Raw genomic sequence first — 14743 nt, 5'->3', positions numbered from 1 at the left:
CATGACAGCGACGCCCGTCGGACGATCCACCGCCGCGGCCGGCAAGCCGCGGCGGCGGTTCGCCGCGCTCTCGCCCTCGTGGCTGTTCGCGGCGCCCGCCCTGGTGGTGTACGCCGTCGTCGTGCTCTATCCCAGCCTGGCGGGCATGCTGTACGCCTTCACCGACTGGAGCGGCATCGGCGCGGACAAGTCCTTCGTCGGGCTGGCGAACTTCCAGACGCTCCTGCACGACGACCAGGCGATGGACTCGATCGGCAACACGCTGTTGCTGACCGTGGCGATCGTCGTCGTGCAGAACGCGGTGGGGCTGCTGCTCGCGCTCGGCGTGCACGCGAAGCTGAAGAGCCGGGCACTGCTGCGGGTGATCTTCTTCGCGCCGGTCGTCGTCAGCCCGGTCATGGTGGCCTTCCTGTGGAAGTACATCTACAACCCCGACCCGTCCGCCGGGCTCAACGGGCTGCTCGGCCTCAAGATCGACTGGCTGGGCGACCCGTCGCTCGCGCTGTGGTCGATCGCGGCCACGGTCGTGTGGCAGTACGCCGGCTACTCGATGGTCATCTTCCTGGCCGGGCTGGAGGGCGTGCCGAAGGAGCTGCACGAGGCGGCGATGATCGACGGCGCGAGCACCCTGCAGCGCTTCCGGTACGTCACCTGGCCGCTGCTCGCCCCGGCTCTGACGATCAATCTGATGCTCTCCACGATCGGCGGTCTCAAGCTGTTCGACCAGGTCTTCGCGGCGACCAACGGCGGCCCCGGCTACGCCACCGAGACGCTGTCGACCGTGCTTTACAAGCAGGCGTTCGTGTTCGGCAAGTTCGGCTACAGCACCGCGATCGCCCTGGTGCTCGCGCTGTTCGTGGCCGCGGTGTCGCTCGTGCAGGTCTACTACCTGCGCGGCCGGGAGGTGGCCCAGTGAGGCGGACGTTCCTGCTGGAGATCGTCATGATCGTGGTGGCGGTGGCGTTCCTCTTCCCGGTGTACGCGCTGATCACGCTGTCGCTGAAGGACCCGGCGCAGATCTCGCAGACGCCGCTGGCGCTGCCCGCCCCGCCCACGACGGACAACTTCGCCAAGGCGTGGTCGGCGGCCGCGCTCGGCCCGTCCCTGATGAACAGCACCGTGATCACCGCGGTCAGCCTGGTCGCGCTGATCGCCCTCGGCTCCTTCGCCGCCTACTACCTGGCCAGGGCCAAGAGCCATCTGGGCTACGGGCTGTACGTGCTGTTCCTGCTGGGCATCGTGCTGCCCTTCCAGCTCGGGATGATCCCGCTCTACCAGCTGGTGACCGACCTGGGGCTGATCGGCACGCACGCCGGGATGATCCTGTTCTACACGGGGATCCAGTTGCCGTTCACGGTGTTCCTCTACACCGGGTTCATCCGCGCGCTGCCCCGCGAGTACGCCAGCGCCGCCCAGATCGACGGCGCCTCGCATCTGACCGCGTTCACCAGGGTCGTCTTCCCGCTGCTGCGGCCGATCACCGGCACGGTGCTGATCCTCAACGCCGTCTTCATCTGGAACGACTTCTTCACCCCCCTGCTCTACCTGGGCGGCTCGGGGTTCGAGACGGTGCCGGTGAGCGTCTTCGCCTTCGTCGGCCAGTACGTCTCCGACCACGGTCTCGTCTTCGCCGGGCTGGTGCTCGGGGCGCTGCCGATCGTGGTGATCTTCCTCCTCCTGCAGCGCTACGTGATCAAGGGCTTCTCCAGCGGACTCAAGGGCTGAGGCAAGCTCACCCGGAGACCACCTGGCCGCCCTGCACGACGTGGCGGATGTGCTTGGGCTCGGCGAGCACCCCGAGGTCCCGCAGGGGGTCGCCGTCGAGCACGAGCACATCCGCCCGCGCGCCCACCGCGAGCGTGCCAATCTCGCCGGCCAGTCCGACGAGGTCGGCCGCGTTGACCGTGGCGGCCCGCAGCACGTCGATCGGCTGCTGCACCTCGCCACGCAGCCGGAACTCGTGGTTCTGGTGCCGGTGCATGCCGCCCAGCAGGTCGCTGCCGTAGGCCAGCCGTACGCCCGCGCGGGCGGCGCGCTCCAGCGCCCGGAGCCCGGCGCCGAGCACCTCGTCGACCTTGCGCCAGCTCGACTCCGGCAGGCCGAAGGCCATGCCCTCCTCCTTGAGCGCCCAGTACGTCACGAGCGTGGGCACCAGGTAGGCGTCGTGCCGCAGGAACAGCTCCACGCTGCGGTCGTCGAGCAGGTTGCCGTGCTCGATCGAGCGCACCCCCGCCTCCAGGGCGCGGTTGACCGCGCGGGCCGTGTAGGCGTGCGCGGCGACGTAGCGGTTGGCGGCTTCGGCCTCCTCGACGATCGCGCGCAGCTCGTCCATGGAGTACTGGGTCGAGTCGATGCGGTCGGTGGGCGAGGCGACACCGCCGGAGGCCATGACCTTGATGTGGTGGGCGCCCTTGCGCAACTCATCGCGCGCGGCGGTGCGCACGGCGTCCACGCCGTCGGCGACCCGGCCGAGACCGGCGCAGCAGGACTGGTCGGCGCTCCCGTTCTGGCCCCGGCCGCGCTGGTCGCCGTGGCCGCCGGTCTGGCTCAGCCCCTTGCCGCAGAACAGCAGCCGCGGCCCGCGGATCAGGCCCTCCTCCTGGGCGTCGCACAGCCCGTAGTCGGCTCCCGAGGCGTCCCGGACCGTGGTGAAACCGCGGTCGAGCATCTGCCCCATCAGGCGGGCGCTGTGCGCGGCGACGTAGGAAGGCGACATGGCGGGCAGGCCGCCCAGGTCGGCGGTCGCGGCGGTGACGTGCACGTGCGCGTCGATCAGCCCGGGTACGACCACACCGCCGGCCACGTCGATCACCCGCGTGCCCGCGGTGCCGACCAGTCCCGGGCCCGCCTCGACGATGCGGCCCTCCTCCAAGCGCAGGTCACCTTCGGCGTAGTCACCGGTGACCACGTCGAGCACGAGGGCGTTACGCAGCAGCAGACTCACTTGATACCTCTCAGGTTCTCTCGGCGGTTCCGTGTACGGCGGCACGCAGGGCGGGCACCGCGAGCGGCGCCAGGGACGCGGCGACGGCGACCGACTCCTCGTCGTAACTGCCCTCGGCGTCCAGGATGTTCAGCACGCCGAGCACCTCGCCCGCGTCCATCACGGGCACGTTGACGATGGCCCCGCAGCCCAGGCTCTCGATCAGCTCGTGGTCGGCGAACACCTCCCGCACGGCGGCCCGGTCCGGGCCGAAGTACGGCTCGCCCGCCTCGATGCAGCGGGTCAGCCAGCCCTTGGCCACCTCCACGGTCTTCTCCCCGCCCACGGGATAGCGCTCGGGGTCGCTGCTGTGGACGCGCCGCAGCGCCTGCCGTTCGGGAATCCAGGCCAGGACCGTGAACAGCCGTACCCCCAGTGACTCCCGGACCTTGTCCTCCACGTCTTTCAGGTCGGTCATTTCGCCATCTCCCCCGCTGTGTCGGCGGGATCGCCCCGCTCGGTCAGGTCTTCCAGCGACCGTCCGGCCGTGGCCAGGCCGAAGACGATCACGCAGATCACCCCGGCCACCAGCACGGCCGTGGTGAGGCCGAACACTCCGGCGAAGCCCAGGCTCGCGGCCGACAGGCCGATGATCGTGGGCGCGAGAATGCTGCCGACGCGGCCGAACGCGCTGGACAGGCCGGTGCCGGTGGCCCGAATCCAGGTCGGGAACACCTCGGGCGTGTAGGAGTAGACGCCCGCGTACGTTCCGTTGAGGAAGAAGGACAGCACCGCGCCCGCGATCGTGATGGCGACCGGCGAGTCCATCTGGGACAGCCAGAACGCGCTGATCGCCGAGCCCGCGAGGTAGAGCGCGATGGTGTTCTTGCGGTCCAGCCGCTCCGAGAGCCAGGCGGCGGAGAAGTAGCCGGGGATCTGCGCCAGATAGATGATGATCGAGAACTCGAAGCTCTTGGTCACCGTGATGCCGCGCCCCACGAGCAGGGTCGGGATCCAGGAGAAGAACCCGTAGTAGGAGAACGTGATCACGAACCAGATCAGCCAGATGACGGCGGTCCGCTTGGCCATGGCCGGGCTCCACAGGAACCGCAGCGCGCTGATCAGGTTCACCTTCGGCGTGGCCGTCGCGACCTGCGCGGTGGCGGCGGGCACGGGCGGGAGAGCCTGCCCGGTGGCCCGCTCGACGCGGCGTTCGATGTCCACGACCACCGCCTCGGCCTCCGCGTGGCGGCCCTGCTGGAGCAGGAAGCGCGGCGATTCGGGCAGCGAGCGCCGCCACCACAGCAGCATCACGATCGGCACCGCGGTGATCAGCTGCGCGACGCGCCAGCCGTCGTCCATCGTGGGGACCACGAACCGCCCGATCAGCGCGGCCATGACGAAGCCGAAGGAGAAGAACCCGGCCAGCGCGCCGATGAACCAGCCGCGCCGCTTGGCCGGGACGAACTCCGACAGGAACGGCGCGATGATCGCGCTCTCCGCGCCGGCTCCCGCCCCGGCGAGGATCCTGGAGCCCAGGAACGCCTCGTAGTTGGGGGCGAAGGCGGCGACCACGGAGAAGACCGCGTAGAAGGCCAGCGCGTACATCATGACCTTCTTGCGGCCGATGCGGTCGCCGAGCAGGCCCGCGATGGCCGCCCCGAACAGGAACCCGAACGGGCTCGCGGACCCGATCAGCCCGAGCTGGCCGTCGTCGAGGCCCCATTCCGCGCGGGCGCTGGGCAGTAGGAAGGCGACCACGGCGGAGTCCATGCCGTCGAAGGTGTAGCCGAGTCCGCCTATGAGCAGAAGGAGATAGTGCGGACGGCTCAGTGGGAGCCGGTCCAGACGGGCCAACAAGGTCATGCCAACGCACCTTCCCAAGGTCACAGCCCTGTAGAACGATTGCCTGGCAACGTATAGTGCAAATCCCATAGATTGCAATGTTCTTTGCACAGTATCCATGTTGCGAACGCGTAGCATGGCTCCTCACCCCATGGGAGAGGATCAGGTGGCAGAGCAGGTCACGGACAACTTTCAGGACTGGCTGCGCGACCGGGTGCCCGAGCGCGGGCTGCGCCCCAAGGCGGCGGCGCTGCTGGAGGTGCTGCTCTCGCAGCCGCGCCGGGCCTCGTTCGGCGCGGCCGCCGAGCTGGCCCAGCTCGCGGGCGTGAACGTGGCGACCGTGACCCGCACCGCGCAGGCGCTCGGGTTCGCCGGATGGCCCGCGCTCCAGCAGGAGCTGCGCGCCCGCTACCTGTCCTCACTCAGCGCGCCCCAGGTGGCGGCCGAGCACAGCGGCGCCGGCTCGCCCAGCTCCCGCTCGCTCCGGCGCGACCTGGACAGCCTCGCGCTGCTCAACAGGCGCCTGGACGAGGGCGTGCTGCGTACCATCGCCGAGGCCGTCGCCGCCGCGGGCCGCACGGTGATCGTCGCGGACGGCAGCTATGCGGCGGTCGGCATGGCGCTCGCGCACAACGCCCGGCTGGCCGGCTACCCGGTCGCGGCCGTGACGAGCGGGGACGCCGAGCTGGCCAACTCCGTCGCGGCGATCGGCCCGGGTGACGTGCTGATCGCCATCAGCTTCTGGCGGCTGTACGAGAGCACCGTGCTGGCCGCCAATGAGGCGCGCGCCCGTGGCGTCCGCGTCTTCGCCTTGACGGACGCGGCCAGCCCCGCCCTGGCCAACGCCGCCGAGGAGGTGGTGATGGTCCCAGCCGAGGGGGTGGCGTTCTTCCCGTCGCTGACCGCGGGCATGGCCGTCGCGCAGGCGCTGGTCACGCAGCTGGCCACCGTGGACCCGGCCCGGACGGCCGCCTCGATCGAGACGGCCGAGGGCATGTGGTCGAAGTTCGGCCTCCTGCACCGACGCCCCACACCACCCGCCCCCGTCGACCAGCACGACGACGAACCCGGCGCGGGCCCGTAGCGGCCCTGAGCCGGTCCGTAGCGGCCCTGAGCCGGTCCGTAGCGCGGCCGGCCCCGTACTACGAGGCCGCCACCGACTTGCGCGGCAGCAGGACGAAGGCGCCCAGGTAGAGGACGGCGGCCACGATGAGCAGGCCCTTGTAGCCGATCACCAGCGCCAGGTATTCCAGGCAGCCGCCCACCATGGCCCCCAGGAGGTTCGCGCCGAAGGATGTCGTGGCGTCCGCCGAGTCGGAGAAGCGTTTGGCGAAGACCACGTTCGCCGCGAAGATCGGCAGGAACGCCACCGTCACCGCCGCGACCGCCCGCAGGGGCAGTGGCAGCGACAGCAGCCACGTGTTCGGCACCAGCCAGGCCAGCAGCAGGCCGCCGAACAGCACCCCGTACATGACCGGCAGTGGCGGCGTGCGGAAGCGGCGGGTGATCTCGACGGCGGCGAGCACGGCGACGAGCACCCCGGCGAACACGATCGCGTTGACCACCCACGTCGTGCCGAACAGCAGCGCGAAGCCCGTCACGCTCTTGGTCTCCAGCAGCAGGAACGCCACCCCGAGCAGGAACAGGTCGGCGTAGGGGCGCATCCGCCGGTAGGGCCCGGCGACGACGCGGACGGCGATCAGGCTGACCGCGAGGATCAGGCCGAGCGTGATGAGGTAGAGGGACGGGATGTCGCCGTCCTTCAGGTAGAGGAACGGCCGGTCGTCACCGGTCGGCGGCGGGGTGCCCGCGGCGGCGCCCGCCCACTCCCCCGCGCACCGCTGCGCCGACGCCGTCGCGCCCGCCGTGATCACGGCCTGCTGGCCCGCCGTGCTGACCACGTCGACGCACGGCTTGTGGCCGAAGGCGTTCTGCACGGTCGAGGCGAGCCGGTCGACGAGCCAGCTCTCGCGGTAGTAGTTGTACATCGAGAAGGTCCCGGTGGGCTTGAGGTGCGCCCGGGCGGCCCGCATGGCCTCCTCGGTGAACAGGTAGCTCTCCAGCCGCAGCGAACTGGCCCCCGACACGAGCGTGAGCGAGTCGGGCAGGGCGAACAGGATCAGGTCGTACTTGTCGCCGGTCCGTTCCAGGAAGGCGCGGCCGTCGGTGACGTGGGTGGTCACCCGGGGATCGTCGTAGGGCTTGTCCGGGTGCAGGGAGCCGCCGAGTTCGCGGAGTTTGGGGTCGATCTCGACGGCGTCGACGTGGGCGGCGCCCTTGGACAGGGCGATCGCCACGTCCGTGCCGCTGCCCGCGCCGACGATGAGCACGTTCTTGGGCGGGGTGCTCGCCCGCTCGTACGGCAGGCCGTACTGGCGCTCCCACTGCAGCCGGGCGGCGGCGGGCACGGCCTGCTGGTGCGGGATGCCGTTCACGGAGATGTCGGTGACGGGCACGCCGAGCTGCTGGAACTGCTTGTAGGTGACCTTGTAGTACGGCGACCAGAACGCCCCGGCGGTCAGCGTCTCGGCCAGCAGCAGCCCCACGACCGCCAGCGACGGCACGGTGACGAGCCCGAGATAGATGATCCGCGGCCGGGGCACCAGCAGCACACCGTAGGCGGCGGCCGCGATCAGCCCCCAGAACACCGGCGGCGCGCTCAGGAACGACAGCGCGGTGAAGAGCGCGATCCCCGAGAGGCTGCCGATCAGGTCGTAGCGGTAGGCCTCCAGCCGGGGCAGCTCGGGGAAGCAGCGCCCGACCAGCTCGGCCGGGCCCATCAGCACGAGCGCCGCCGCGCAGAAGATCACCGGCAGGATCAGCCACGCGGGCGGTCCCGTGGTCTGCAGGCTGGTCCAGTAGAGGACGCCCTCGGTGTTGCGGTCGACGGTCACCGGAAAGGTCAGCACGACGAAGACCAGGCCGAACAGGATGACCGGCGAATAGTACGGCTGCCGCCGCGCCCGCCCCACGCGCAGGAACCCCAGCCCGATGCCGAGGAACGACCCGAGAAGCACGAAATTGGTGAAATAGCTGAGATGCACGATGTTCGATCCGGTCCACCGGATCAGCGCCAGCTCCAGGAAGAGCATGAACGCACTGGCGAGAATGAGCCTCGGCCGCACCGCCAGCCAGTGATCGCCGTCCTCGCCCGCTACCGTCTTTTGTGCCTGGAGCGTCATGCCGCCTCACGCTAGTGAACGGACCGGGAACAAGGAAGCCTGACAGCGGGAATGAATATCGTCCCCTTGGCGGCTTTTACGGCATTTCAGCAGGTCAAAGCCCATGAGATGCGCTGGACACGCCCGGACAGATGAAGGAATCTTGGGAGGTTCATTTCCCTCCGAACATTCCGGTGGTGCCCCATGCGCGTTCTGATCCAGCTGCGCCCCTCCCCCGATCTGGTCGCGGCAGTCGCCGATCCCGGCCAGACCGCCACCACGGCCGACGTCGCGGACGGCCTGCCCGGAGTCGAGCTCGACCACGCCTTCACGCCCGTGCCCCTCCCCCGGCCCGTCCCGCCGCCCGGCGGCGACCCGCTGTCACTCAACCAGCCGCTGGACTTCTCCCTGGCGGCCGAGGACGCCTCGGTGCTGGTTCGCGGCACGATCTCCGACGACGAGCTCCTGACCCGCGTGACCCTCCTGCCCACCCTCCGGCCCGACGTCGTCGGCGTCTACGCCGATCCGGTCGTCGAGTCCTCGCTCACCTGCGGCGGCGACGCGCCGTTCGGCGACTGGCACGACGTCGAACGGCTGCTCAACGTCCCCGGACTGCACGCCGAGGGACTGGACGGCTCCGGGGTGACCCTGGCCGTGCTCGACACCGGCATCAACGCCGCCCATGTCGCCAGGCAGCTCGGCCGGGGCGTCACGCTCGACGCCCAGCGGAGCTGGAACCCCACGGGCGTCGAGGGCCGGGCGGGCGAGTTCGAGGTCGCCCATGGCACGATGTGCGCCTTCGACACGCTCATCGGCGCGCCGCAAGCGTCGCTGATCGACATCCCGGTGCTGCGCTCCACCCGTCCTGGCGGCTCGGCGCTCGACGGGCTGCTGTCGGACGCCGTGGCCGCGTTCGCGCACCTGCGCATGGTGCTCGAGGCGCAGCCCGAGGAGTCGAGGGCGCTGGTGATCAGCAACTCGTGGGGGTCGTTCTCCCCCGAGTGGGATCTCCCCGTCGGCCATCCGGGCAACTACTCGGACAACGCGGCGCACCCGTTCAACCTGATGATCTCCAGCCTCGACAGCGCGGGCGCCGACGTGCTGTTCGCGGCCGGCAACTGCGGGCGCGAGTGCCGCGACGGCCGGTGCGCCTACCCGAACCGGCCGATCACCGGCGCGAACTCGCATCCCAGGGCCCTGTCGATCGGCGGCGTCGACGTGAGCGGCACCCGGGTCGGCTACTCCTCGCAGGGGCCGGGGCGGCTGACCGCCCGCAAGCCCGACATCTGCGCTTACACCCATTTCTCCGGGTCCAAGGCGTTCGGCGATGCCGAGCCCGACTCGGGCACCTCGGCCGCGACTCCGGTCGCGGCCGGGCTGGTCGCGGCGATCCGTACGCTCTGGCCCACCTCGCGGCTGCGGCCCGCGCAGTTGCGCGCGCTGCTCCGCCGAACAGGCGAGGACCGCAGCGAGGTGGGCTTCGACTACGACTACGGCTACGGGATCGTCGACACCACCGGGATCATCGCCGCGCTCCAGCGCCGGGCCAGAAGCATGTCCTGACGGAGTGCCGTAGTGGCGGTGACCGCCTCAGGCGTTCTCCTGGTTGAACACCCGCGTCCCGACCGTGACGCTGACCAGGGCGAAGGCCACGGTCACCGCCACCCCGACGCCGACCGTGCCGGTGGCGTAATGTCCGGCGAACAGATCACGCAGCGCCTCCAGGACATACCGGAACGGGCTGATGTGCGAGAGCGCGTCCAGCCAGCCGGGCGCCATCGACATGGGCAGGAACGCGCCCGACAGCAGGACCAGCGGCAGCACCGCGGTGCTCATCACCGGCGCGAAGAGCTGGTCATCGAGCGTCAGCGCGACCGCGTACGACAGCGCGGCCAGGCTGAGCCCGAGCACGACCACCAGCACGAGCCCGGCCGCCACCCCCGTGGCCGGGGCGCGCAGGCCGAACGCGTAGCCGACCGCGACCAGCAGCACGGCCTGGATGATGAGCGTGACCGCGTTGTTGAGCACCCGGCCGAGCAGCAGGGCCAGGCGGCTGGCCGGGGTGACGCGCATGCGCTCCAGCACGCCCGAGCGTTTCTCGAAGACCACGCCGAACCCGGCCATGCCGGTGCTCATCAGGCCGAGCTGGATGATCAGGCCCGGCACCAGCGTCTCCCAGGTGCCGATCGTGGCGAAGATGGGCCCGAACAGCACGAGGAAGACCAGCGGCTGGATGACTCCGAAGATGATGGCGATCTTCTGCCGCAGCGTGCTTCGCAGGTTGTGACGGAACAGCAGATAGGTCTCGCGCAGCATCAGACGCCCGCCTCCTCGCGCAGGGACCTGCCGGTGATGTCCAGGAACACGTCGTCGAGCGTGCGCCCACCGGTCTTGAGCTCGGCCGGGGCGCCCTCGGCCACGATGCGGCCGTGGTCGATGATCAGCAGCCGGTCGCACAGGGCGTCGGCCTCGTCGAGGTAGTGCGTGGTCAGGAAGACCGTCACGCCCTGCTCGGCGCGCAGCGCCCGGATGTGCTCCCACAGGTTGGCCCGGCTCTGCGGGTCGAGCCCGGTCGTCGGCTCGTCCAGGAACAGCAGCACGGGCCGGTGCAGCAGGGCGAACGCGATGTCGAAGCGGCGCCGCTGGCCGCCGGACAGGGCGCCTCCGGGTCTGGACTCCAGGCCGGTCAGGTCGAGCCGGGCCAGCACCTCGCGTACCCGCGGCCCGGCTTCGTCGCGGGAGAGGCCGTACAGCATGGCCTGGAGTTCGAGCTCCTCCCCGAGCGGGGCGGCCGGGTTGATCCCTCCGCCCTGCGACACGTAGCCGATGCGGCGGCGCACCTCGCGGGCGTCGCCCAGCAGGTCGTGGCCCGCCACCGTGGCGGTGCCCGACGTGGGCTGGAGCAGCGTGGTCAGCATGCGCATGGTCGTGGTCTTTCCGGCGCCGTTGGGGCCGAGGAAGCCGACGATCTCGCCGGGCTCCACCGATATGTCCACACCCTTGACGGCTTCGACGCCGCCTTTGAAGGTCTTGCGCAGACCCACAGTCTTGATCATTTTCATCGCCTCCAAAAATAGAGTAGCCACAATTTTGGTGCGACTGCAATATTGGTAGCATGGAGGCATGGACGAGGGGCTGCGCGAGCGGAAGAAGCGGGAGACCAGGCAGCGCATCGCCGACATGGCGATGGGGCTGTTCATGATCCACGGATTCGACAACGTTACCGTCGCGCAGGTGGCGCGGGCCGCCGACGTGTCGGTCAACACGGTGTTCAACTACTTCGGCACCAAAGAGGACCTGTTCGCCGACCGGCAGGACGAGGTGGTGGACCTGTCGAGCAAGGTGGTGCGCGAGCGGCGGCCCGGCGAGAGCATCGTGGCCGCCTTCCGGCGCGACTACTTCGACGCGCTCGACACCCGCGAGTGGCGATACGGGATGGGCGAGGGCGCCGAGGTGTTCGGCCGGATGGTCGAGGAGAGCGCGGCGCTGATCGCCAAAATGCGCGAGGTGGAGCACATCTCCACCACCAACCTGGCGGCCATCATCGCCGAGGAGACCGGCGCCGGGCCCGACGACCTCACTCCGCAGCTCGTGGCGGACCAGATCCTGAGCACGACGCGACTGCTGACACGGCACGCGCTACGGCGCAAGATGGCGGGCGAGCAGTGGCAGGAGATCTGGGCGGACGTGCGCACGCAGGCGGCGAGGGCGTTCGACCTGCTGGAGTCGGGGATCGGCGGCTATGGCCGCCGATCGCTAGTCGTCGAGGCCGCCGAGGATGGCGGCGCCACCGAAGACCACCAACATGATCGCGTAGAGGCCGATCACCGCTAGCATCAGGCAGGTGCTGACGATGCCGCAGACGCGGCCGGCCGACACCATGCCCCGGTTCTCATAGATGTAGCCGCTCTGGTCGATCTCCCGGAGCGCCTTGGTGCCCATCGACCAGGCGAAGGGGCCGATGAACGTACAGACGACCAGGCTCAGGATGCCCAGAACCAGGATCGTGGTGCCGTTGGGGTGCGTCTGAGGCGGTGGCCCGTAGTAGGAGGGGCCGTAGTTGGGATAGGACATCTGCACTCGCCCCCGTTGTCGATTAGGCGGTTTTTTATACCACAGGCGCTCTGCCGTCCGCAGTTGACCAAACGCTTGCTACACTCGCCGCATGCTCCGGGTTCTGAGGCTCTTCCTCCATCGGCTGGCGGCGGCCAAGTGGTTCATGAGGGCCGGTCCCAAGTTCATGCCGCAGCTCGACCGGACCGTGCACCGGCTGACCCGGGGACGGCTGCTCAGCAACAATCCGGTCATCCCGACGCTGATCCTGGTCACCACGGGCGCCAAGTCCGGTCTGCCGCGCAGCTCGCCGCTCGCCTGCCTGCCCGAACCAGAGGGCACCCTCCTCGTGGTGGGCAGCAACTTCGGCCAGGACCACCACCCGGCGTGGAGCGGCAACCTGCTGAAGACGCCCAGGGCCACGGCCAGCTTCCGGGGGAAGGACTTCCCCGTCACCGCCACGCTGCTGACCGGCGCCGACCGCGAGGCGGCGTGGCCGTGGCTGATCGAGCGGTGGCCGCTGTTCGACCGCTACACCGAGGTGTCCGGGCGGGAGCTGCGGGTCTTCCGCCTGACACCGACACAGTGATCTCCTGCGTCATCATGGTGGGGCAACTTTTCCCTCTCTAGGAGCCCCTTCCCGTGCGTGAACGCACCCGAGCCTTCGTCGAGCACCAGCGTTTCCAGCGGTTCATCGTCGGCGTCATCCTGCTCAACGCGGCCACCCTCGGCCTCGAAACCGTGCCCGCCGTGGTCGAGAACTACGGTCACCTGCTGACCGTGGTCGATCATGCGGCGCTCTACATCTTCGTGGCCGAACTGCTCGCGAAGATCTACGTCGAACGCTCGCGCTTCCCGCGTGATCCGTGGAACATCTTCGACACCGTGATCGTGGCGATCGCCCTGGCCCCCTTCACGAGCGGCCTGTCGGTGCTGCGCTCCCTGCGCATCCTGCGGGCGCTGCGCCTGCTGTCGGTGGTGCCCAGCCTGCGCCGGGTCGTCTCGGCCCTGCTGCGCGCCATGCCCGGCATGAGCTCGATCGTGCTGCTGCTCTCCCTGGTCCTGTACGTGGCCGCCGTCATGGCCACCAAGTTGTACGGCGACACGGCGCCGAACCGCTTCGGCAGCCTGCCCACCTCGCTGTTCACCCTCTACCAGACGATGACGGGCGACGACTGGGGCAACATCGCCAGAGAGGTGATGAACACCCACCCCACGGCCTGGATCTTCTTCACGATCTTCATCCTGGTCTGCACGTTCGTCGTGCTCAACCTGTTCATGGCCGTCGTGGTGAGCGCCATGGAGGAGGAGTCGGCCGCCGAGCGCGCGGAGCAGGACGTCGACACCGCGGCCTCGCTCCAGCTGATCCTGGCCGAGCTGACGGCGCTCCGCAAAGAGGTCACCGAGCTGCGCGAAGAGCGGAACATGCTCGAACAGGCGGGGGCCGCGGCGGCCGCTCGATCAAACGGAAACGGGGGCGGAGGCGGCGGCCGCTCGGTCAAGCGGGGACGGCGGTAGGCGCGGCGGGCTTGTAGACCACCCGCCAGAGGGCGACCGCCAACAGCAGAGCCACCACGCTCCACGCCGGCACCAGGCCCGCGATCGCGGCGACCAGCAGCGGCACCACGATCGAGGGCACGGCCCAGCCCCAGATCCACCGGCGCCCGGCGCGGCTGGCCACACCGAGCACTGTGGAGGCGGCGAAGTAGACGGCGAGGCCACCGCACAGCACCCACGAGATCCCGCCGTGCAGATGCTCGGCGGGCGCGGACGCCACCACGCCGAGCCCCGCCGCGGTCGCGGTGATGCCCGCCGTCATCGCGTAGTGCGCGGGCAGCGCGATGTACGGCTTGAGCCCCCGCTCGTGGATCTCGGGCACGGCGCTCAGGCCGTACTGGAGGGTGAGCCACCACAGCGACACGATCAGCCCGAACCCGGCCACGGCGGCCAGGCCGAGCGGCCAGTCCCAGCTGAGCCCGGAGGAGGCGATCACGACCTGCATGACCGCCTCGCCCAGCACGATGATGACGAACAGCCCGAGCCGCTCGCCCAGGTGCGCGGGGTCGAGCACGGCGACCTTCGGCGCCTCCAGGTAGCGCGCCTCCAAGATCTTCCCGCCCCTGGCCGCCCTGCGCAGCTCGCGCGCCCTGAGCCGATCGGCCTGTGCCGTCATCTCCTTGACCAACCGCTCCGGCCGGCGGCTCTGCAGGATGGAGAAGGTGACGTCCAGTGCGATGCCGAGGCCCCACAGGTAGTAGCGCCACTCGCCCTCCACCCCGAGCGAGGCGAACCACGGTGTGAGGCCCGCGCCGAGCTGGGCCGCGGGCCAGGCGGTCATCACCGTGCTGGCCGCCTGGAGCGAGCGGGAGGCGCTGACCCGGCAGGTGATGTAGGCGGCGATGAACCACTTGTCGTGCGTGCCCACGCCGGGGATGGCGTGGGCGACGTCGGGGGCCGCCGCCGCCATGACCGCGATGCCGAACATCCCGATCAGCATGCTGCGCAGGTGCGTCTTCTCGGCGCGGACGTTCGAGTAGAGAGTCAGGGACGTCCAGATGCTCCACACCGCGTAGTAGAGGATGACGAACAGCGCCACATCGCCCCAGGTCGGGTGCTGCAGGCGGTGCGCCAGCTGGGCGACCGCCACCACCACGACGAGGTCGAAGAATAATTCCAGCCAGCTGGCATGCCGCTCACCCATGCCACTCGCGGCGCCGTCACTCACGGCTTCCGCGCTACTCGCGGCTCCTGCATCACTCAC

15 protein-coding genes are annotated in these 14743 nt (G+C 69.9%); 7 read left to right on the top strand and 8 right to left on the bottom strand.

Features of this window, described 5'->3' with window-relative positions:
• Window position 1 precedes the first annotated feature (1 nt).
• Window positions 2–916, top strand: a complete 915-nt coding sequence (locus AB0C30_RS36200) for a sugar ABC transporter permease (RefSeq protein WP_357952658.1) — start codon at window positions 2–4, stop codon at window positions 914–916.
• Window positions 913–1725 (top strand): carbohydrate ABC transporter permease, encoded by an 813-nt coding sequence (locus tag AB0C30_RS36195; RefSeq protein ID WP_357952657.1) that lies wholly within the window; start codon window positions 913–915, stop codon window positions 1723–1725. Before AB0C30_RS36200 ends, AB0C30_RS36195 begins: the two co-directional genes overlap by 4 nt.
• A gap of 7 nt (window positions 1726–1732) precedes the next feature.
• Here the strand turns inward: AB0C30_RS36195 and AB0C30_RS36190 are convergent, their stop codons facing one another.
• From AB0C30_RS36190 to AB0C30_RS36180, 3 genes are read right to left on the bottom strand one after another with little or no spacing between them, the layout of a single operon-like run.
• Window positions 1733–2944, bottom strand: a complete 1212-nt coding sequence (locus AB0C30_RS36190; RefSeq protein WP_357952656.1) for an amidohydrolase family protein — start codon at window positions 2942–2944, stop codon at window positions 1733–1735.
• A gap of 10 nt (window positions 2945–2954) precedes the next feature.
• Complete coding sequence (locus tag AB0C30_RS36185) at window positions 2955–3401, bottom strand: GAF domain-containing protein (RefSeq protein WP_357952655.1); 447 nt, start codon at window positions 3399–3401, stop codon at window positions 2955–2957.
• Window positions 3398–4789, bottom strand: a complete 1392-nt coding sequence (locus AB0C30_RS36180) for an MFS transporter (RefSeq protein ID WP_357952654.1) — start codon at window positions 4787–4789, stop codon at window positions 3398–3400. The genes AB0C30_RS36185 and AB0C30_RS36180 overlap by 4 nt, the downstream gene beginning before the upstream one ends.
• A gap of 145 nt (window positions 4790–4934) precedes the next feature.
• Here AB0C30_RS36180 and AB0C30_RS36175 point away from each other — a divergent pair, with 145 nt between their 5' ends.
• A complete protein-coding gene (locus AB0C30_RS36175) occupies window positions 4935–5852 on the top strand; it encodes a MurR/RpiR family transcriptional regulator (RefSeq protein ID WP_357952653.1) in 918 nt (305 codons plus the stop codon).
• Between the two features lie 58 nt (window positions 5853–5910).
• Here the strand turns inward: AB0C30_RS36175 and AB0C30_RS36170 are convergent, their stop codons facing one another.
• Complete coding sequence (locus tag AB0C30_RS36170) at window positions 5911–7950, bottom strand: spermidine synthase (RefSeq protein WP_357952652.1); 2040 nt, start codon at window positions 7948–7950, stop codon at window positions 5911–5913.
• Window positions 7951–8133: 183 nt separating this feature from the next.
• On the opposite strand from AB0C30_RS36170, the gene AB0C30_RS36165 reads away from it, so the two are divergent.
• Window positions 8134–9492, top strand: coding sequence for a S8 family serine peptidase (locus tag AB0C30_RS36165; protein WP_357952651.1), 1359 nt, complete (start codon window positions 8134–8136; stop codon window positions 9490–9492).
• 27 nt (window positions 9493–9519) lie between these two features.
• Here AB0C30_RS36165 and AB0C30_RS36160 read toward each other — a convergent pair whose 3' ends face one another.
• Together AB0C30_RS36160 and AB0C30_RS36155 are read right to left on the bottom strand one after the other, a co-directional pair.
• Window positions 9520–10245, bottom strand: a complete 726-nt coding sequence (locus AB0C30_RS36160) for an ABC transporter permease (RefSeq protein ID WP_357952650.1) — start codon at window positions 10243–10245, stop codon at window positions 9520–9522.
• Window positions 10245–10985, bottom strand: a complete 741-nt coding sequence (locus tag AB0C30_RS36155; protein ID WP_357952649.1) for an ATP-binding cassette domain-containing protein — start codon at window positions 10983–10985, stop codon at window positions 10245–10247. The genes AB0C30_RS36160 and AB0C30_RS36155 overlap by 1 nt, the downstream gene beginning before the upstream one ends.
• Before the next feature lie 67 nt (window positions 10986–11052).
• On the opposite strand from AB0C30_RS36155, the gene AB0C30_RS36150 reads away from it, so the two are divergent.
• Complete coding sequence (locus AB0C30_RS36150; protein WP_357952648.1) at window positions 11053–11763, top strand: TetR/AcrR family transcriptional regulator; 711 nt, start codon at window positions 11053–11055, stop codon at window positions 11761–11763.
• Here the strand turns inward: AB0C30_RS36150 and AB0C30_RS36145 are convergent.
• On the bottom strand, window positions 11686–12003 hold the full coding sequence (locus tag AB0C30_RS36145; RefSeq protein WP_357952647.1) for a DUF4190 domain-containing protein: 318 nt from the start codon (window positions 12001–12003) through the stop codon (window positions 11686–11688). The two genes, AB0C30_RS36150 and AB0C30_RS36145, sit on opposite strands and share 78 nt — an antisense overlap.
• Before the next feature lie 91 nt (window positions 12004–12094).
• Here AB0C30_RS36145 and AB0C30_RS36140 point away from each other — a divergent pair, with 91 nt between their 5' ends.
• Together AB0C30_RS36140 and AB0C30_RS36135 are read left to right on the top strand one after the other, a co-directional pair.
• The gene (locus AB0C30_RS36140) at window positions 12095–12571 is read left to right on the top strand and encodes a nitroreductase family deazaflavin-dependent oxidoreductase (protein WP_357952646.1); all 477 of its coding nucleotides are present in this window, start codon (window positions 12095–12097) and stop codon (window positions 12569–12571) included.
• 53 nt (window positions 12572–12624) lie between these two features.
• A complete protein-coding gene (locus AB0C30_RS36135) occupies window positions 12625–13500 on the top strand; it encodes an ion transporter (RefSeq protein WP_357952645.1) in 876 nt (291 codons plus the stop codon).
• Here the strand turns inward: AB0C30_RS36135 and AB0C30_RS36130 are convergent.
• Complete coding sequence (locus AB0C30_RS36130; protein WP_357952644.1) at window positions 13481–14743, bottom strand: low temperature requirement protein A; 1263 nt, start codon at window positions 14741–14743, stop codon at window positions 13481–13483. The two genes, AB0C30_RS36135 and AB0C30_RS36130, sit on opposite strands and share 20 nt — an antisense overlap.

Origin of the sequence: Nonomuraea sp. NPDC048901, from assembly GCF_040649695.1 — a bacterium.
GTDB lineage: Bacteria > Actinomycetota > Actinomycetes > Streptosporangiales > Streptosporangiaceae > Nonomuraea.
The sequence above is the reverse complement of the archived record's forward strand: the minus strand, read 5'-3'. Positions and strand labels throughout refer to the sequence as shown.